Origin of the sequence: Candidatus Caldatribacterium sp. SIUC1, assembly GCF_051549785.1 — a bacterium.
Lineage (GTDB): Bacteria > Atribacterota > Atribacteria > Atribacterales > Caldatribacteriaceae > Caldatribacterium.
Window position 1 is genome coordinate 133296 of the sequence record NZ_CP189974.1, and the last position, 18952, is coordinate 152247.

Annotated in this window: 20 protein-coding genes and 1 riboswitch; of the genes, 2 read left to right on the forward strand and 18 right to left on the reverse strand. The window is 56.1% G+C overall.

The features are described from left to right. Position 1: 1 nt before the first annotated feature. The 15 genes from ACP6EK_RS00685 to ACP6EK_RS00755 form a co-directional block, all read right to left on the reverse strand. Entirely contained in the window at positions 2–1006 is a 1005-nt protein-coding gene (locus ACP6EK_RS00685; protein WP_438316470.1) for an ABC transporter permease, read from the reverse strand. A 56-nt stretch (positions 1007–1062) separates the two neighbouring features. Further along, positions 1063–2955 carry an ABC transporter substrate-binding protein gene (locus tag ACP6EK_RS00690; RefSeq protein ID WP_438318782.1) on the reverse strand — a complete coding sequence of 631 codons (1893 nt, stop codon included), beginning with the start codon at positions 2953–2955 and terminating at the stop codon, positions 1063–1065. Between the two features lie 35 nt (positions 2956–2990). After that, on the reverse strand, positions 2991–4007 hold the full coding sequence (locus tag ACP6EK_RS00695) for a LacI family DNA-binding transcriptional regulator (RefSeq protein ID WP_438316473.1): 1017 nt from the start codon (positions 4005–4007) through the stop codon (positions 2991–2993). 200 nt (positions 4008–4207) lie between these two features. Beyond that, entirely contained in the window at positions 4208–5164 is a 957-nt protein-coding gene (locus ACP6EK_RS00700) for an ABC transporter ATP-binding protein (RefSeq protein WP_438316476.1), read from the reverse strand. After that, positions 5157–6140: an ABC transporter ATP-binding protein gene (locus ACP6EK_RS00705; RefSeq protein ID WP_438316479.1), complete on the reverse strand. Its 984-nt coding sequence runs from the start codon at positions 6138–6140 to the stop codon at positions 5157–5159. The genes ACP6EK_RS00700 and ACP6EK_RS00705 overlap by 8 nt, the downstream gene beginning before the upstream one ends. Continuing rightward, the gene (locus ACP6EK_RS00710) at positions 6141–6995 is read right to left on the reverse strand and encodes an ABC transporter permease (protein ID WP_438316482.1); all 855 of its coding nucleotides are present in this window, start codon (positions 6993–6995) and stop codon (positions 6141–6143) included. It lies immediately after the preceding gene. Then, the gene (locus tag ACP6EK_RS00715) at positions 6996–8021 is read right to left on the reverse strand and encodes an ABC transporter permease (RefSeq protein WP_438316485.1); all 1026 of its coding nucleotides are present in this window, start codon (positions 8019–8021) and stop codon (positions 6996–6998) included. It abuts the gene before it with no gap. A 61-nt stretch (positions 8022–8082) separates the two neighbouring features. Continuing rightward, positions 8083–9726 (reverse strand): ABC transporter substrate-binding protein, encoded by a 1644-nt coding sequence (locus ACP6EK_RS00720; RefSeq protein ID WP_438316488.1) that lies wholly within the window; start codon positions 9724–9726, stop codon positions 8083–8085. Between the two features lie 12 nt (positions 9727–9738). Continuing rightward, complete coding sequence (locus ACP6EK_RS00725; protein WP_438316491.1) at positions 9739–10710, reverse strand: aminopeptidase; 972 nt, start codon at positions 10708–10710, stop codon at positions 9739–9741. Positions 10711–10722: 12 nt separating this feature from the next. Further along, positions 10723–11769 carry an aminopeptidase gene (locus tag ACP6EK_RS00730; protein WP_438316494.1) on the reverse strand — a complete coding sequence of 349 codons (1047 nt, stop codon included), beginning with the start codon at positions 11767–11769 and terminating at the stop codon, positions 10723–10725. A 220-nt stretch (positions 11770–11989) separates the two neighbouring features. Next, a complete protein-coding gene (locus ACP6EK_RS00735; RefSeq protein WP_438316497.1) occupies positions 11990–12397 on the reverse strand; it encodes a cupin domain-containing protein in 408 nt (135 codons plus the stop codon). A gap of 537 nt (positions 12398–12934) precedes the next feature. Then, positions 12935–13348, reverse strand: coding sequence for a type II toxin-antitoxin system VapC family toxin (locus ACP6EK_RS00740; protein WP_438316500.1), 414 nt, complete (start codon positions 13346–13348; stop codon positions 12935–12937). Beyond that, on the reverse strand, positions 13329–13565 hold the full coding sequence (locus ACP6EK_RS00745; protein WP_438316503.1) for an AbrB/MazE/SpoVT family DNA-binding domain-containing protein: 237 nt from the start codon (positions 13563–13565) through the stop codon (positions 13329–13331). Before ACP6EK_RS00745 ends, ACP6EK_RS00740 begins: the two co-directional genes overlap by 20 nt. Before the next feature lie 176 nt (positions 13566–13741). Continuing rightward, positions 13742–13948, reverse strand: a complete 207-nt coding sequence (locus ACP6EK_RS00750; RefSeq protein ID WP_438316506.1) for a hypothetical protein — start codon at positions 13946–13948, stop codon at positions 13742–13744. Positions 13949–14266: 318 nt separating this feature from the next. After that, positions 14267–14986: a UPF0236 family transposase-like protein gene (locus ACP6EK_RS00755; protein WP_438316509.1), complete on the reverse strand. Its 720-nt coding sequence runs from the start codon at positions 14984–14986 to the stop codon at positions 14267–14269. 172 nt (positions 14987–15158) lie between these two features. After that, positions 15159–15336, forward strand: a riboswitch (cobalamin riboswitch). A 63-nt stretch (positions 15337–15399) separates the two neighbouring features. Here ACP6EK_RS00755 and ACP6EK_RS00760 point away from each other — a divergent pair. Beyond that, positions 15400–15885, forward strand: coding sequence for an ECF transporter S component (locus ACP6EK_RS00760; RefSeq protein WP_438316512.1), 486 nt, complete (start codon positions 15400–15402; stop codon positions 15883–15885). Beyond that, on the forward strand, positions 15882–16631 hold the full coding sequence (locus tag ACP6EK_RS00765; protein WP_438316515.1) for a hypothetical protein: 750 nt from the start codon (positions 15882–15884) through the stop codon (positions 16629–16631). The genes ACP6EK_RS00760 and ACP6EK_RS00765 overlap by 4 nt, the downstream gene beginning before the upstream one ends. On the opposite strand, the gene ACP6EK_RS00770 is transcribed toward ACP6EK_RS00765, so the two are convergent. From ACP6EK_RS00770 to ACP6EK_RS00780, 3 genes are all read right to left on the reverse strand, one after another. Further along, positions 16588–17583, reverse strand: coding sequence for a zinc-dependent alcohol dehydrogenase family protein (locus ACP6EK_RS00770; RefSeq protein ID WP_438316518.1), 996 nt, complete (start codon positions 17581–17583; stop codon positions 16588–16590). The genes ACP6EK_RS00765 and ACP6EK_RS00770 overlap by 44 nt on opposite strands. Further along, entirely contained in the window at positions 17564–18511 is a 948-nt protein-coding gene (locus ACP6EK_RS00775) for an SDR family NAD(P)-dependent oxidoreductase (protein ID WP_438316521.1), read from the reverse strand. The genes ACP6EK_RS00770 and ACP6EK_RS00775 overlap by 20 nt, the downstream gene beginning before the upstream one ends. Positions 18512–18574: 63 nt before the next feature. Then, complete coding sequence (locus ACP6EK_RS00780; protein WP_438316524.1) at positions 18575–18880, reverse strand: SHOCT domain-containing protein; 306 nt, start codon at positions 18878–18880, stop codon at positions 18575–18577. Positions 18881–18952 lie beyond the last annotated feature (72 nt).

Genomic DNA, 18952 nt, shown 5'->3' on the forward strand with positions numbered 1-18952 from the left:
CCTACCGGTGCCGGATTCGGGGATCAAGAAGGGGGTAGAGGAGGTCTAAAAGGAGCACGGCCGTGGCGATGGTGAGGATGGAAAGCACGGTGATGCCCATGACGAGGTTATAGTCCCCCCGGGTAACTCCCCGGTAAAGGAGTAGCCCCATCCCCGGATACGAGAAGACCATCTCCACAATTAAGACGCCGCTAAAGACCTGCCCCAGGGCCAGGGCCAATTGCGTCACCTGGGGGAGCATGGCGTTTTTGAGGACGTAGCGGAAAACGACACGCCGCTCCTTTACCCCACCCACCCGGGCATATTCCACGAAATCCTCCCGCTTCACGTTCTGCACAAGGAGCTTCATCTGCTGGAACCAGACCACCCCACCGAGAATCACAAGGGTGAGAGCGGGAAGAAAGGATCCCCGGAGAATCGCAAGAACAAGCTCAAGGTTCAGGGCCATTCCTCGCCCAATGCTCAGGCCCCGAGCCGGGAAAAGGGGCCACACGTAGGCGAAAAGAATGAGGAGCACTACGCCGAATATGTAGTGAGGGATAGGGCGAATGACCATGATAACAGCATCGAGGATTTTCGACCAGGATTTCCCCGAAAAATACCCGGCAATCCCTCCGATGATGTTGCCAAGCACCCAAGAGAGAACAGTTGAAGTGGCGAAGAGACCTATGGTCCAGGGGAGGTAAATGCGAAGGAGCTGTGCTACTGGTGTGGGGAACTGGAAGAAGGAGGGGCCAAAGTCAAAGGTGAACACCCGCCGCCACATGGTGAGGTACTGCTCAAAAAGGCTCCCTTTGAGGCCGTAGAGCTCCTTCAGAGTTTCCATGAGGTTTCGCACCGCCAACGGATCCAGCGAAGCCCCCTGGGCCTGAATTTGAGCAATGATTTCCAGAACCGGGTCCTGACCCGTGAGACGAGGAATGAAGAACACTGCGGTAATACCACAGAACACAACGAGCACGTACTGCACAAGCCTTGGAACAAGGTAATCCCGGACGAATCGCATACCTGACCTCCTTAGGGTCCCCCGGGGCCCCCGGGGGACCCTAAGACGTTACAGACTCACTCCTTCGCCCTCTTCAGGAACGGCAGCATGTACTTGAAGTTCGGCCAGTGCTGGTATGGCTGCGAGTAGGGGTTCTCGGCTCCGGGGTAGTTCGTCCAGTAGTACTCATCCCAGGCCACCGCACCGCAGTATCCGTAGGTGGGAATGGTGGGCATCTCTTCGACGACAACCTTGAGGGCCTCAAGACCCAGAAGTCGGGTAGCCTCAATCTCGGTGAAGGGGTTTGTGGTTTCCATCTTCTTCAGAAGTTCATCCAGTCGAGGATCAGACCACCGGGCGGCCCCACCGGGACCAAGGGTTACCGCCTGGCCAATGGGAACAAGGAGGCTTGAGTGCCAGACGTCAAAGGTCCTCGAGAGGTCCACGCCCACACCCCAGGGCTCCGCTGCCGGCCACATGGTACCGACCTCAAACTCGCCCATAAGGTGCAGGCTGTTGAAGGCCTCGGTGGCGTTGACCGTAGCGTCAATCCCGAATTTCCTCCACTGTTCAGCAGCAGCCATGGCGTTGCGGTAGTGATGATGCGCAGGATTCGTATCGGTGACAATAGTGATCTTCCAGGGCGAACCATTGGGGAGGTACCACTTGCCATCGGCGCCTTTCGTGAAGCCGTGCTTTTTGAGGAGTTTCTCGGCAACCTCCGGGGCGTACTTCCACCAGCCCATGCCGAAGATCTCCCGAATGGCCTTGGGGTCCTCAGGAACAGGGTATCCTCGCTCTTTGGCTGCCTGGGCGAGTTTTGCAGGGATCTCCGGATCATAGGGCTTGAACTTCTCGCCATTCCCAAGGTCAAGCTCGAAGTTCTTGAGCCACTCCTCTAAGGGGTTGAAGAAGGCCTCGACATAGGCGGGAACAGGTGGGAGGTGGATGGGGCTCACCGGGGCCATGAAGTCAAAGGCCGTGGCCATGTACTCCACCATGTTGATGGCAAGTACTAGTGCCCACCGCACGTCCTTGATGTTGTATGGTTCCACCATGTTGTTGAACATGATACCCGTGATGCAGGGGTCGATGTTCACCACCCAGGGCCAGTCTTTCCGCCAAGCTCGGGCGGTGTTGCTCTTCTCGAGGACCACCCGAAGACCTTCGGGAGCGTACTGCGCCATGTCGAGTTCATGCCGGAGCTGGGCGAGAATTTTTGCCTCTTCAGTCTCAAAGGCCTGGAAGAGAACGTACTTCGGTTTAGGCTCCCCATAGAGCATCCCCGTGGGGGTCTTCTCCCAGTCCTCCCGCCGCTCCCACAGCGTCCAGAACCCTGCCGGATCGTAGTCCTTGAGAACGTACGGACCGCACCCCACGGGAGGGTTGAACTCAAAAGCGACAGGATCTTCGACCTTCTCAAAAACGTGCTTGGGCATGATGCGCAGGCATCCCCAGCGGTCCAGGAAGTGGGAGTGGAACCGGGAGTTCGGCTTTTTGAGCTCTACGACCACGGTGTAGTCATCGGTCTTGTAGACTTTATCCACGAATTCTGCCATGGGCCCATGGTAGAGGAGCCCGGGAGTCTTCACGTGAAGGTCGATGGTGTACACCACATCGTCGGCGGTGAAGGGCACTCCGTCGCTCCAGGAGACCCCCTGGCGGAGTTTCACGGTCATCTTCGTAAAATCTTCGCTGTAGATGGGCATTTCTGCAGCAAGTCCCGGGATGATTTCTCCGGTGGCGTAGTCCACCGTCCAGAGGGGTTCACAGACGAGTTGCTGTAAGCCTCTGTCCTGCCAGCGCCATCCCGCCCAGAGGTTGAAGTTGCTCGGGGTGCCGACACGGCCGGTGAGCTGGTCGACGATAAGGGTCTCTTCTCTTGGTACCCCACCCGGAAGCTGAGCGAGGGCAAGGCCTCCAAAAAGTACGAGAAGCACCACCGCAATTCCCAGAATCCCCTTCCTCATCATACTCCCTCCTTCTCTCTCATTTTTCGGGGACTTCACACAGCACTCCACTCCACAAGCCGACACGGAAGGACCACGCTCTTTCCCTCACCTCCCTGAATCCTCTCCATAAGGATCTCCGCTGCCACCTTCCCCAGCTCTCCCAGGGGCTGCTCCACCGTTGGGATTGGGGGATCCGTGTACTTCACCGCCTCAATGCCGTCAAAGCCAAAGATTGTGAGGTCTTCATGGACCCGAAGGCCTCGTTCCTTTGCCACCTGCAGGGCCCCAATGGCCATTTTGTCGTTAGCGCAGAAAACCGCAGTGGGGAGAGGACGGGTTTCCAATAGTCTCTCCATCGCTTCCCGCCCGCTCAGCCGGCGGAAATCCCCCTCCACAATGTACTCCCGCCGAATAGGGATTCCCCGCTCGATGAGGGCATCAAGATAGGCCCGGTATCGTTCCTCTGCGTGGCGGTGCCCCTGAGGACCGCGGATGTGGGCGATACGGGTGTGACCCTGCTCAAGGAGGTACTGCATGGCTTCCCTCGCCCCTCCATAGTGGTCGATGTCAACGTAGCTCACCCCGTCGCCCTCCACCCTCTGGTTCACCACGACAAAGGGGAACCCCTCCCGCACCAGGTCGCTGACCTCCGGGTACTGCACCGGCCAGTGGGAGAGGATAAAGAGCCCTTCAAAGAGGCGATTACGAGCAATATCGAGGAGGGCTTCCCGCTTGTCCAGGGGGTGTCCGTTGAAGAACTCTCCTCTCACCACGATCTGGAGGTAGTACCCCGAGGAAGAGGTAGCCGCAAGGAGGCTGTTGATAAGGTCCCCGTAGAAGGTGGAGAGTTTCCGGTCTTCCCGGATGAAGGCGCAAAGAAGAACCGTCCTCGTTTTCCCCTTGACGAGATTCCGGGCCAAAACGTTGGGACGGTACCCAAGCTTCTGGACCGCTTCAAGGACCTTCCTTCTGGTCTCCTCAGAAACCTGCCCCTTGTTGCTCAGAACGAGGGACACCGTCGCAGGCGAAACCCCTGCCAGGCGGGCCACGTCCTTAATGGTGACCGGCACAGGTGACGCTCCTTAAAACGGTTTAGCTTGCAAGGAAATTATAATGTTGCTCTTACAAAGAGTCAAGATGAAGAATGCAAAAATTTCTAAAAACGTTTTAAATCATGGCAATACGTCAAAAGCAAACACCATCAAATCGCAGGAACGCTCAGAAGGTAACAGGAACTACGCTTTTGCGAGAAAAAGCCCAGAACTTTGCTTCAAGCGCCGTACAGGTGGCAGCGAACGAGATGCCCTACCTCAACCTCCCGCATGCCTGGTTCTTCTCTCCTGCAGACTTCCCAGGCCTCACGGCAACGGGGGTGGAACACACAGCCTGGAGGAAGGTTCACGGGACTTGGAATTTCACCTGTGGAGACAATTTTCGCCGGCTTGAGCCGCTCCTCCTCTTCAGAGATCACGGGGATTGAGGAGAGGAGCATCTGGGTGTAGGGGTGGAGAGGACGCTCGAAGAAGACCTGAGCCGGGGCAAGTTCCATAATCCTTCCAAGGTACATGATGGCCACCCGGTGGGCGATATTCCGCATGAGGCTCAGGTCGTGAGTGATGAAAAGATACCCGAGGTGCCGCTCTTTCTGGATACGAACAAGGGTATTGATGATCTTCGCCTGGATGGAAACGTCCAGCGCAGAAGTCGGTTCATCAAGGACAAGCAACGACGGCTCGGTCGCAAGTGCCCGGGCAATGGCGACCATCTGTTTCTCTCCACCACCCAGGGCTCTCGGGTACTTCTCAGCGTAATCGGGCGGGAGTTCAACGATATTCAGGAGCTCTTCCACCCTTTCCCGGAGCCTCCTTCCGTCCACCAGGCGGTGAACCCGAAGAGGAAGTTCGAGAATTTCCCGAATAGACCGACGGGGGTTGAGAGAAGACCCGGGATCCTGGAAGACAATCTGGAGCTCTTTCTTGAGCGCCAGGGGACGACGAGCATGGGGCATGGTGATGTCCTGACTCTTGAAGAGGATTCGGCCCCCGCTTGGGCGGTACATCCCCATGACCGTGTACGCCACCGTGCTCTTTCCCGAACCAGACTCCCCCACAAGCCCAAAGGTCTCTCCAGGATGAATGGCAAAGCTCACATCCTGCACGGCTCTGACGATTCCCCGAGAGGTGACGAAAAACTTCCTGAGTCCTTCGACCACAAGGAGTTCATCCACGGCTGTCCCTCCCAAAGAGAAAGCAGGCAACCCGGTGGTTTTCATCGACGGGAAAAAGCTGGGGTTTTCTTTGGCGGCAGATATCCATGCAATGAGGACAGCGGGGATGGAAGCGACACCCCGCAGGGGGATCGAAATAGTCAGGAATGCGACCTGGGATGCCCTCGGCAATTCCCGTTCCGGTGAGCTTAGGCACACACTGCATCAGTGCTTCGGTATAGGGATGTAGTGGCCGGGCAAAAAGCTCTCCGGTCTTTGCTTCCTCCACAATCGTCCCCGCGTACATCACGTAGACCCGCTCCGTCCACTCCCGGATCACCCCCAGAGAATGGGAGATGAGAATCACCGCCATCTTCCGCTCTTCCGCCAGGCGATGGATCAGGCGGAGAATCTGATCCTGGATGGTCACATCGAGAGAGGTTCCCGGTTCATCGGCAATGAGGAGTTCCTTAGGGCAGGCCAGGGCGAGAGCAATGCAAACTCGCTGGCGCATCCCTCCGGAAAGCTGCACCGGATAACTCTCGAGAATTCGGGGAGGATCAGGAAGGGCCACGCTCTGCAGCGCAGAGAGAGCAACCTCCCGGACCGAAGCGTGATCTCTTCTTCCCAGAGCATACCGGATGGCATCCTCAAGCTGCTCCCCTACCGTGAACACCGGGTTCAATGCTGCCGTGGGGTCCTGGAAAATCATGGAAATCCCAGATCGCCTCAAGTGCTCGAGTTCCTGCGGACGCATGGAGAGAACATCCCGACCTTTAAAGAGGATGTGCCCTCCCCGAACCACCCCAGGGGGTTTCGGAAGGATACCCATAATCGTCTTCATCGTGGTCGTCTTTCCGCACCCCGTTTCTCCCACAAGTCCCACCCTCTCCTGGCGACGGACCTGCAGGGTGACCCCGTCAAGGACCTTCAGATACCCCCCATAAACCCGGAAATGCACCACGAGATCCTGAACATCAAGAAGCACATCCTGCATCTATGCTTCCTCCAGGGAAAAGAGATCGCCTATGCCATCCCCGAGTAAGTTAAATCCGAGGACAATGAGCATGATGGCCAGACCTGGGAAGACCGAAATCCACCAGTACTCCGGAAGGTACTTCGCCCCATCGGCCACCATCGTTCCCAGAGCCGGTTTGGGGGGCTGTTCCCCAAGCCCTACAAAGCTCAAAGCAGCACCGATGAGAATCACCCAGCCCATATCGAGGGTCATCTTCGTGAGGATAGTCGAGACGCAATTCGGGAGGATTTCCCGGAAGAGGATGTGGAATTTGCTCGCCCCGATGAGCTCGGCCGATTGAACGAAGTATTCGTTCCGGAGCGACGTGGCCATGCCATATACAAGACGCGTGTACCAGGGCCACCACATGACCGATACGGCAATCATGGCATTGGTGAGATTGGGCTTGAGGACCGAGGTAATCGCCAGGGCCAGGATGAGGGGAGGAACGGAAAGGAAAATATCCGTGATACGCATGATGAGGATATCAACCCAGGAATCTTTGAAATAACCGGCCAAAAGCCCCAGGGTAACTCCCACGGGAACAACGATGGAAAGGACCACAACCCCCATAAGCAGCGACGATCGAAAGGCGAAAAAGACGCGACTCAGGACGTCCCGACCGAAAATATCGGTCCCAAAAGGATGCGCTAAGGACGGAGGTTGATTGGCCTCACGGTAGTTCACGTACGGTCCAGCATGCTCAGGGTATGGTGCCACCCAGGGAGCGAAAACAGCACAGAAAACCACGCCCACGACGATGATAAGACCCACCACGGAGAGAGGGTTTCGAGAGAACTTGTACCACCACCGGCCGATTCGGGTTCTCTGCATTTATTCTCCCCTCTCCACCAGGCGGATTCTCGGATCGAGGTACGCCACCACAAGGTCCACCAGGATGTTCACCACGGTGAAGACCACCCCCAGAACCATCACCACTGCAACAATTGCTTCTATGTCCTTGCGGAGCATGACGTTGATCCCGTACCGGGAAACCCCGGGCCAGTTGAAGAGGAGTTCCACCAGGAAGGCATTGCCGATAAGCGAGGCAAAATCCAGCCCCAGAATGGAAACCGTGGGGATGATAGAGGGCTTGAAGAGGTACTTGGCGATGACCACCCGCTCAGGGATGCCGTAAGCCCGGGCGGCGGCAACAAAATCCCGCCGGGCATTCTCCAGCATGCTCGCCCGGGTAATCCTTGCCTCCTGGAACAACCCTCCAAGGGAAAGGCTCAAGGCCGGAAGAAAGAGGTGCTTCAGCGCATCGACCAGGGCTATCCAGTTCCCCGAAAGGAGGCTGTCAAGGGTGAGAAGACCTGTTAGACGGGGCGGAGCACTGATGCCAGGGCTCAGGCGTCCAATCGTGGGGAACACTTCGTAGTACATCCCAAAAAGCAGGATGAGGATGATCGCCACCACAAAGGCCGGTGTGGCAATCCCAAGGTACGCCAGAACCCGGATGACGTTATCCACCCAGGTGTTGGCGTATCGTGCCGACAGCACCCCGAGGAGGAGCCCAAAAACTGCCATGAAAAGCCCGGCAAAAAGCGCAAGCTCAAGCGTCGCCGGGAGGAATTCCCTGATATCCTCTATGACCGGACGACGGGTGTAGAGGGATTCACCAAAATCCCCCTGGAAGACTGACCGCAACCAGAAGAAATACTGAACGTAGATAGGCTTATCAAGATGGAGCTTTGCTCGAAGGGCTTCCACGGCTTCCTGCGTTGCCCGGGGACCCAGGGCCGCCCGGGCAGGGTCTCCGGGAACAAGACGGGCAATGATGAAGACAACCACCGAAAGCCCCAGAAGTACGAAAACAGAATACCCCAGTCGCCGCAAAAGGTATCGGGAAAAGTTCATCGCACTCCTTCACCAGTCCTCAGAGATGGGAGGCCCCATGGGGCCTCCCATATTCTACCCCCTACTTTTTCTTCAACAATTCTTCCCGTTTCTCAGGGTACACCCGGATGTCCATCATGTAGTGGTTGTACCCCATCACCGGATTGACCTTTTCTCCGCGCTCAGCGCGCTCTGCCGCTACCCAGTCGATGTAGTAGTCCTGATAGGCGTAGTTTTCAGGCTGGTCGATGAGGAAAAGGGACGGACAGAGCTCCACGATGTACTCCTGAATCTTCCGGTACTTGGCAAACCGTTCCTCTTTGTCTACGGTGGCGATGGCGTCTTCAATCATCTTATCGAGCTCTGGATCCTGGAGCCACTCGGTCTGTTCCCAGGTTCCACAGGACGAAGAATGGTACTTGGACTGGAGCATGGAACCGGCCTCCGCATAGTGGGGCGAGACGAAAATGAGGTACATGTGGGCCGTGGTCTCTGGAGTCGCCACCTCTTCGATGATTTTCATCCAGGGAGTTTTCACAACGTTCACCTTGATGCCGAGTTCTGCCGCATTCGCCTGGATGAGGAGTGCCACCTTCTCTTCATCAGGAACTTCGGCACACCAGACGAGGTCTACCGGGTACTCGTCGAGCTTGTCGGCGTACTTCGATTTCGCAAGCTCTTCCCTGGCCTTCTCAAGGTCCCGCTTGTACTGGTACACTTCGGGGTTGTGTCCAGGCAGGATAAAGGAAACCGGACCCTGCGCCTGTCGTGCGCCGGGGAAAATTTGATTGGCGATGGCGTCGTAATCGATGGCATACGCCAGGGCTTTCCGGAAATGGACGTCGTCTGTTGGGGGCTTGCGGTTGTGCATCATGCAGAAAAAGGTGCTTCCCCCAAAGAGCTTGGCCACCTTCACGCCCTCGAGTTTACTTGCCGCCTCGTAGAATTCCGCAGGCTGACGGAAGTCTGAAATCTCAAGCTCTCTCTTACTCAACAGGGTCCGGACCGTGGCGGTCTCTGTGGTACCAATGTACTTGAATTCCTCGGGAGCATTGGGGTCGAAAGGCTTCCAGTAGTCGGGGAATCTCACCGCGTGGAGATGTTCCTCAAGGCGCATCTCCTTCACCATGTACGGACCGGAACCGGCATCGTGGGTGAGGAGCCACTTCTTCCCGTAATCTCCCATCTCCCCGTATTCTCCCGTGGGTTCAATGTGGGCGAGGACCTCGTCTTTGTTGAGGATATAAAGGCGCACCAGCGCATAGAGGAAGGGACCAAAGGGCTTTTTCAGGTGGAAGCGAACGGTATAGTCGTCCACCGCCTCAACCCTGTCGATAATGGGCTTGAAAATGTAGCTATACCCCTGCCCGATGGTCAAAAGCCTCTCCATGCTGAAGACCACGTCCTCGGCCTTAAGCTCTTCTCCGTTGTGGAACTTCACACCCTTTCGGAGATGGAAGGTATAGGTGAGGCCGTCTTCTGAAACTTCCCAGGACTCGGCAAGGTGGGGCACAACCTCTCCGTCATAGGTGGGGAACAGCAGGGTGTCGTAGAGATTGGAAACCGAAACGGAACTCGAGAAGTCTGCCGCAACTGCCGGGTCGATGTACGTGGGCCAGGCTTCGGTGAAACGGACAATTTTTGACGAGTCAGCCCACCCCAGGCCGGCCACAAGGAGGATACCGGCCACAAGAACGATCGAGAAAATGACCCTGTGCACCTTCATGTTCCTCCCTCCTCAGATGGTGAAAACACCTTTCTCCATGATGACTTTTCCATCAACCGTCACCGTGGGATTTGTGATGATCCCGTCGTTATGGGTTTTCGAGTCGATTGTGCCCCCCATATCAAGGTTCATCCCCAGGGCGATGTGTACTGTTCTGAATGCCTTTTCATCCTCAAGGACATTCCCCGTAATTCGTGCTTTTTCGTTGGTCCCGATGCCCAGTTCCCCCACATAGTACGCATTGGGGTCCCCGAGGTTCTCCAGAAAACGTGCCAGTTCCTGGGCTTCTCTTCCTCCCTCAATCCTCACCACCTTTCCCCGGACGATTTCCAGACGTATAGGTTCGCTGAGCACCCCAAGGGGGGACATGGAGCCATCGATCACCGCCACCCCCTCCACCGACTCCTCAACCGGAGCGATGTAGGCCTCGCCTGCCGGGAGGTTCCCCCATCGTCCTTTCTCCCGGTAGAGCCCGTCATCAGGAGGAATACCAGGTTTTCTACCCCTGATGCTCATGCGCAGATTCGTCCCCCGCTCGGTGGTGATGGTGACCTCATTGCCCTCTTCGAGAATGCGGGTCACCTTCCAGCTGAGCTCAGAAACCCTCTGGTAGTCCGCCGTCATGGCCCCCACGGTCATCATGTCCTCGGTAATCCCGGGCATACTGGCGATGCGGGCCCCTCTCTCCGTTGCCGCCATGCGGGCCTTCGTGTGCGTGAGGCTCATCGTGGTTACAAGAAGGGCTACATCACAGGAGAGAAGAGCGGCTCGAACTTCATCCGGAGGCTCTTCGGCGTGGTGTGAGCGGGGGGTCATGACCACCATCGTCCCGTCAACCCCAAGGGCATGGAGGGCGAGGAAGAAGCTCTCTGCAATGGCGAGTTTTCCCGTATCGGTGACCACAAGCACCCGCTCTCCCGGCTTCACCCCCATGCAGTCCCGTACGGCAATCATGGCGCCTTTCATGAGCGGTGCAAGCCGCACGCTCCCACCTCCTTATCCTTTCCCGAGCTTTGCCGCAAGCTCCCGGAGCTCCGGATCCACCACCTGGCCCCGGTCGATGATGAGCTCCCCATCGAGCCACACCGAAGTGTTGAGGCAAATGCCGTCGGAGTGAGATGGCGCAGGAATACCATCAGGCGGAAGAAGGATGGCACCGATATTCCCCACACCCCACTCGGTGCACCCCCAGACCCGCTCATCTTCCAGAATATCTCCGGTGAGCTTTGCTCCGGGGTTGAACCCGTAGCACACGTGGGCCATGCAGAACATCCGGGGATGGTTGAAATTTCTGAGCCAAGCCTCGAACTCCACCGCTTCTTTCCCACCTTCAATGTTCACGATCTTCCCCCGTTCCACGGTGAGCCGGATAGGCTCTTTCAAAAGACCCACAGGGGGAACCACCGAGCCATCGAAAACGATGACCCCGTTGACCGTATCAAGGTTCGGCGTCCAGGCAATTTGCCCCGACATCATGTGAGAACCGGGCGTATCCGCGTACCCGAGTTCGCAGTTCACTGGGTGCGTGGGGTCGTTCTCGAATGCCACATCGCCTCCCGAAGGTGTGGTCATCCGGACCTTTTTCGCCCTTCGGGTTCTTTCGGCGAGCTTCTCCTGGAATTCCCGGAGCACCGGATAGTTCACCCGCCCGATGCAGCGGACCATCATATCGGCGTTCATCCCCACAAGACACAGATGCCGGAGTCTGGGGTTCTCCCGAAGGGCAATATCGTACGGCGTGGAGTACAGAAGCCATTCATTATTGAACTCCACCCAGGCATCGACCGATTTGAGAAGCGCCGTGAGAGGCTCCATGGGGAGCATAGGGTCGGCAGCCTTCCCTACCCCAAGAGGTGCAGGGATCCAGAGCACCAAAGGCTTTGCTCCACAGGCAAAAGCAGCACGAGCCGTGGCATCAACCACCCGCTCGTCGCTCTCAGTATCCGCGGTGATGAGAAAGGTCTCTCCCTCCTTGAGCTTGAACAGTTCCCGCACCAGGATATCTGCAGCCTTTCCCAGTTCGTACTCGTAGAGTTTCGGCAAATCGACCACCCCTTTCCTGAGCCTTGTAGGAGATTATATCATCTTCTCCAGAGCGCGCGTAAGGGTTTTTTGTGCCACCACGCCAAAAAGAACGATGGGACGAGAATTGAAGACATCCCTTGAAGAAAAGAGACGAGGGATGCCACAAAGGTAGAGGGCTGTTTTTCGTCTTCCATTCCAGCCAAGGGTCTGAAAGACCTTTTCAAAAACGCAAACATCGTCAACTCCGTGGAGTCGAATCCCCAGCTGGGAGCACAAACCATTTCTTAAGTTCACCAAAATCTATCGGGGGGACAAACACTGCGAGAAATACCCAGTCCTCCTTTGAGAGGTTACTTGGGCGATGAATTGCACCTTGTGGAATATGCAAAACCGACATTGCGGGAACTTTATAGGATTCAGAACCAACCTCTACAACTCCCTCGCCCCTTATGGTAATGCGCGTCTTGGTAGAACCTTCGTGACTGTGGCTTGGCCCCTTTTGTCCAGGCTCATACCGAAATACCGCTACACTCAATGGTGCGGCCTTTTCAAACCCGTCCAGGAGTATCCGGACAAGCCTTCTCGACAAAGGGGGTAAACTCCGGAGTTCCACAACTTCCTCCGCATTTACATAAATCACGTTCATCTCTACCCCTCCCCGGCATAGTGTCCTGTTAAGTGTATCTGGTCAGCGTGATAGCACTCCACCTTAATTGCCACAAACCCATGAAACCCTCGCACCCCGCAATGTGTCCAGCTGACGCACAACGAGGTACAAGAGCTTCCCCACAGAGCACTTCCAACGCTTTCACCTGCTTTCCGCCTCTTCCACTAGCTTTCCGGCTCATTCATGGTGGAGATCGGGAGGGATTCCCTGATGGTTTCCCTTAGCACCAGGGGGCTGAAGGTGGGAAATCTAACCGAACAAGACAAAAGACGCTCTGGGATGGGAAAACGGGAGACGTTCCCCGTGTTCACCCCCTGTAGTGTAGAGGCGTGGATGGCCTTGGTAGGGCACTGTCTTTCTTTGGCCCAGGGTTGGGAGACCTGGCGCTCATCAGGGCAGAGGACCACGTTTCTGTTCCTACAAAAAGAGTGAAAGGGATAAAAACGCTTTTTCGAGGCTATCCGAAAGCATGAAGAGTTCAAAGGTTACCCCTGAAGCTTTTTCGAAGGGATTACATTACTCTTCGCCCACAAGCACTACCGGGATTTCCTGGACCCTGGTGAGTGCCCGGTCAGCGGTAAAAAATTCCTGGCATTGTGCAGCCAGTGCGCATCCCACCTGGAGGGCGTCAGGGGTTTTGAGGTTGTATTTCACCCTGATTTCTGCTCCTTTTTCTGCGGCTTCAGTATCAATGGGATAAACCTGAAGACCAGGGAAACCCCTGAAAAGGTAATGGTACCCGGCTCTGAGGGCATGATCCTTTTTCGCTACAACCGGAATCAGAACTTCAAAGTAGGAGAGGGAAGAGGTACAGAGAACAATTTCTCCTTTTTCCGCTTTGAGAAAAAGATGCCGAACTCGAGGGAAAAAGCGCTCGTGTTGCTCCAGGAAGTATATAAGGATATTGGTATCAACGAAGACTTTTTTCATCCCATTCCCGGCGGAGACGGTCAAGGTACCCGTCTTCGTAGAGACCTTTCCCTATACCGGCAATTTCCTCGATACTCTGCGGTAAGGCAACGAGCACCATCCGGTTTTCTTCCACTTCCAGGAGGAGTTTTCTTCCCTCATGGAGACCAAGGCGCTTTCGGATTTTTTTGGGGATTACAATCTGATTTTTCTTACCAATCGTAAGAATTTCTAACATTTTCAAAAACCTCCGACAGCAGAATAGAACACCACCGACTTTCCTGTCAAGCCCGTGTATAGGGCAGGATAGCGTCAACTTATCGTAGGGGGGTTCCTCAAGTTCTCTCTACCCCTGAACTCTCTCATCATGGATTTCTCCTCCTCAACCTCGCCCATCCAGAGGATTATGGTCTTTCATATCGCAGGAACCCAGGACGTACTCTGAGCCAGGGCCTTGAGGGTCATACGCAGAGCACTCACCGGTTCTCGCATCACCGGGATGTTGTTCGAGATCTCCCGGAAGACCTTTCTTCCCCTCTCCTTCTCTTTCTTGATGGTCTCAGGGGTCATGGTGAAGGGAGGGAGCTTACGCCTTTGGGTTCTCAGAACGTCACGCCTCACTGAGCACCCGTTGAATTTCAAAGCCCCGAAGATATCTGCGGTCTACCCCCTTCCTCCCAAAGCCCATGGGACGGTGGGAGAATTGAGCTGAGAGGAGAGGCTGCCATGGACCTTGACACTGATTGCAACTTGGGAGTGCCGGCATTCTGGATTCCCTCGCGAGTTTCCGGAGAGGTGCCTGCAGAGGTCTTTCAGTTTCCGTCTTTCTTGAGAGAGCCTGAGAGAAGAAGGTTTCCACGTTCTCCCAGGAACCCTCCTCGATAGCCTTCCAGAGTTTCTCTTCTGAGCCATCCCGGGGCGGATTTTCGGATGCGTTTCCTAAGGTGGAAGCGAGGGAGGACAAAGATGGATTGGGGAATGATCTCCAGGCCTTTCTCGAGGAGGGGCACCATCACCACAGAGGGAGATGGCTTCCCCAGATGGAAGGTTGCAGTTTCCCTCCAGGTACTCGAGGACCTCGAAGAAGAGCTCTTCGGTGTCCTCGTAGCAACTGGCAAAGTAGTGGGGATTCTTGAGTTTGGCTCTCCCTGAGCCTGAAGTCTCCTTCCCCTCATGGACGTAGACGAGTTTGGCAAGGATTCTGGACTTCTTCCTCTTTTTCCTCTTGGTATGGTGGTTGCCCCTTTTCTCCTTAAGGGGGACATGGTCTTCGTCTGCTTCGATGAAGAAAGGGAGCTTCTTTTTTGTCGGTTTCCACTTCTTCTCCGGAATCTCTTCTTCCTTCTTTTCATCTTTCCTCAAATTATGGACCGGCCTCTTCACCACCTCAGGACTGACGGTGAGCTCCTGGTTCTTTAGGAGGATGTCCCTCCCTGCTTTCTGGGAGGAGAGTTCTGTGACCCTCTCAAGGGCCAGGGCTTCCAGGAGGGGATCAATCCTTTTCTTCTTCCCGAAACCAGCCTGGTCGTCGAGGAGGTGCAGGTATTCTCTGGTGTCTTTGTGCCTGTAGGAGGTTCTCCTTGAGGTGACATCCCCAAAGGGGGTGAGGATGGTATTCATGGTCTTCCAGAGCCTTTCCTCAAATTCCTGGAAATCCATTCCTTCAGGAAGTGGAGAGAAAATTCCAGAACTCTGATACCATGGAACCCTACCTCCAGAGCGCTTCCCATATACCAAGTTGGAACCCCCGATAAATTTCCACTAACGGGTTTTCTTTCCCGTCCTCCTTGTAAGAACCACAAAAAGCGCTATAATACAAGAAAAAGTAGAAAAACTGGTTCCCTTCCGTGGTGCCCCTTTTTGGGGAGAATAGGGAAGTCCGGTGAAAGTCCGGCGCGGACCCGCCGCTGTGATGGGGAGGAAGGAGAGTATAGCCACTGGCGAAAGCTGGGAAGGGTCTCCTTCCGAGGAACCTGAGCCAGAAGACCTGCCACGGAAGCGCCAGAGAGGGTGATGGCAAAGCCCTCAGGCATTGCCTGAGGGCTTTTTCATTTCAGGAAAGGAGGATGCCGATGGAACGGAAAGCTCTGAGCACTTCTTTCCCCCGTCGTCTGAGCCTTGTGGCTACCCTCGTGGCCTTGAGCGTTGTGGGGTCGTTCGTGAAAATCCCAAGCCCCACCGGAACCGTGGCTTTAGACTCCCTTCCGGGGTTCTTTGGCGCGCTGCTTTTGGGATATCCCGAGGGAGCGCTCATCGCCTTCCTGGGGCACATTCTGACTTCCCTGAACGTCGGATTTCCTCTAGGGGCTTTCGTGCATCTTGTGATTGCCCTGGAGATGGCGGGCATTGTCCTGGCCTTTCGTTTTGCCTTCCTGCGGTGGAAGTACCTTGGGGCTGTCCTCGTGGGCACCGTCCTCAACGGCATCTTTGCCCCGCTGAGCGTCGTCCCCCTCTTCGGATGGGGATTCTTCTTCGGTATCCTGCCCTCTCTCCTTGTGGGATCCTTTGTCAACGTCTTCCTCGCCGCCCTCCTTCACCGGGTGTTGGCACGGCGATGAAGCGGGATTACCTTGTAATCGACACCGGCAAAGAGGAACTCCTCGTGGCCTGTGACGCCCTTGGCGGGATAGGACCAAAACCGGGGGACAGCCTCTCTGTCCCCCTTGAGGTATCCGCGCAGTTCACCGCCCGGGTTGCTCTGGCAGAAATCCTTGCAGCGGGAGGAGAACCTCTGGCGCTTTCGGTGACCCTGAGTATGGAACCGTATCCCTGGACTGAGGAAGTGCAAAGGGGAATCTCCCGGGAACTCCACGCTATCGGCAAAGGGAACCTCCCCTGCGTCTTCTCTACGGAGAAGAACGTCCCTACCTCAGCCACTGGTCTTGGAGTAACCGTCCTTGGCAGGAGAACCCAGAGAAAAGAGAAACCGCTCCTTGAAGGAACCCTGTACGCTCTGGGTGTCCCCTCCTGTGGCCGGGAAGTCCTGGAAAACCTCCACGCTATCGCTGACCTTGCCGACATCCTGCGCCTCCGGGAGGAGTGCCCTGAAGCAGAAATCGTCCCCGTGGGGTCCCGGGGAGTTTTTTGCGAAGCCCTGCTCTTCCTCTGGGGAAGGCCGGTCACCCTCTCCCTGAACCCCCACCCCCCGTTTTCTCTCTACAAAAGCTGTGGACCGGCAACCGTTTTGCTTTTTGCAAGCACAAAAAACAGGGATGAGCTTGCGTCGTGCTTCCAGAAACCCCTGTGGGTGGTGGGAGAACTCAGGGCACAAGGACGGCCGATGCCTGAACTTGCCCCTTCTTGAGCTTTTTCAGGACCTCATTGGCCTCCTCAAGAGGATATACCTCGCAGAGTATCCGGAAGCGATATCGCCCCGCCATCTCAAGGAGCTCCCGCACATCCTGGCGGGTGCTGTTGGCCACACTCTGGATCACCCGTTCCCGGTAGAGGAGTTCATACGGGATCTCAGGAATAGGGGTAGCATAAATGCCGGCAGCAACGACTTTCCCTCCAGGCGCAAGGTGCTCGAGAGCCCTCCGGATAAGAAAACCGGAGGGAGCAAAGACAATGGCGGCATGGAAGGGTGAAGGAGGGTCGTCCTCGGCGCCACCCACAAAGCTTGCGCCAAGTTTTTTTGCAAGCTCTCTGTGATGAGGACTTCGGGTGAAAACGAAGACCTCTTTCCCCTCGTAAAGGCCCATCTGGAGCACAAGATGCGCCGAAGAACCGAAACCAAAGAGCGCGAGGATATTACCCTTTTGGGTTTCTGTTGCCCGGTACGCCCGGTACCCTATGACCCCGCCACAGAGGAGAGGAGCAACTTCTGGACTCTCGTAGCCCTCAGGGAGCGGATACACACTGTCCTTTCGGGCCAGGAAGTACTCGGCGTACCCTCCATCCACATCGTATCCGGTGAAGCGGGCTTTGGAACAGAGGTTCTCCCTTCCTCTCCGGCAAAAGGCGCACTCCCCGCACACAGAAAAGAGCCATGGCGTTCCCACCCGCTCTCCGGGACTGATACCCGTCACTTTCGGCCCACACGCAACCACCCGTCCTACAATCTGGTGTCCTGGGACAATGGGCAGGCGGTGAGGCGGGAGTTCCCCTTCCACGATATGGAGGTCGGTGTGACAGACCCCGCAGGCTTCAACCCGCACAAGGACCTCATCGTCTATAGGCTCGGGAACAGGAAGCTCCCGCAGGATAAGGGGGTTTTCCTCGCAGGGTGCCTGACGCTCAAGCACCATGGCCCTCACGAACTCTCTCCTCCTCCGCGAACCAGGTGAAGGTTTTTTCGAGGCCTTCCTCAAGGGTCACACGGGGTTCCCAGCCAAGAAGACGCCTCGCCCGATCAATGGCCAGGGCGATACGGGAAATTTCCCCCTTTCGTTCCTCGGCAAAAACCACCTCGATGTCCTTCCCCGCAATGCGCCTGAAAAGCCCAAGGAGCTCAAGGACACTTGTTTCCTTCTCCGTTCCGATGTTGTATGCCCCAGAGGGGGCGTGGAGCGCCAGGAGGTTAGCCCGGGCAACGTCCTCCACAAAAACGTAGTCCCGGGTTTTTCTTCCATCCCCGAACACTACACAGGGCTCATTCCGGAGGATTTTTCTAGAGAAAATGGCGATCACTCCCGCCTCACCCAGGGGGTCCTGCCGCGGCCCATAAACGTTGCCGTAGCGCAGCGCCACACAGGAAAGCCCCCAGACTGTTTCATAATAGGAGAGGTACTTCTCCGCTGCGTACTTTGCCACCCCGTAAGGGGAAAGCGGAGAGGGAGGGTACTCTTCACCAACCGGGAGCTCCTCCACCTCTCCGTAAAGCGCTCCACCGGTTGAGGCGAAAATCACCCTCTGTACCCCGTACATCCGGGAGAGCTCAAGCACCTGAAGTGTCCCTAAGATATTCACCCGGGCATCGGCGAGGGGGTCCTCCACCGACTGGCGAAGGTTGATGTGGGCAGCGTGGTGGTTCACGCAGAACGGGCGTTCCCGCTCAAAAACCCTTCGGAGTGCCTCCCGGTCCATGATGTCGACCTGGTAGAAGCGAGCTTTCGGGTTGAGGTTTTCCACTTTTCCCGTTACCAGATTGTCCACTACGGCAACTGAAAAACCAGCCTCAAGGTACGTGTCCACAACGTGTGAGCCGATGAAACCGGCGCCTCCGGTGACCAGGATGGTTCCCATGGCAACTCCTCCTCTCTCAAGGAGCATAGGGCAAAAGCCCAGAGCTGTCAAAGGGGAACTCTACTATCTCTCAAGCTCTGCTTTCATGCGCTGGTACTCATCTTCAGAAATTTCTCCCCGGGCATAGCGCTCTTTGAGAATTTCCAGAGGCTCGTTGTTCCTTCCCCTCCCGGCGCTCTCCCCAAGAAGGCGTATCGCGAAGTATGCCACAAGAAGGAGAACAAAAAGACCGAGGAGCAGACCACCCCATCCCATCATGCCACCGACACCAAAAGGGCAGAATGCAAAACCCTGTGGGTCAGCGAACACCGGACCCGAAGCGAAAAGCGTAGCAGAAATCCCCCACAGGATGAGCTTTCTCGCTTTCACCGTATTTTCCTCCACTCATAGGAATTTGCGTATTGCAACACACCGGTCTACAGTTTATTCCGTAAGGTCCTT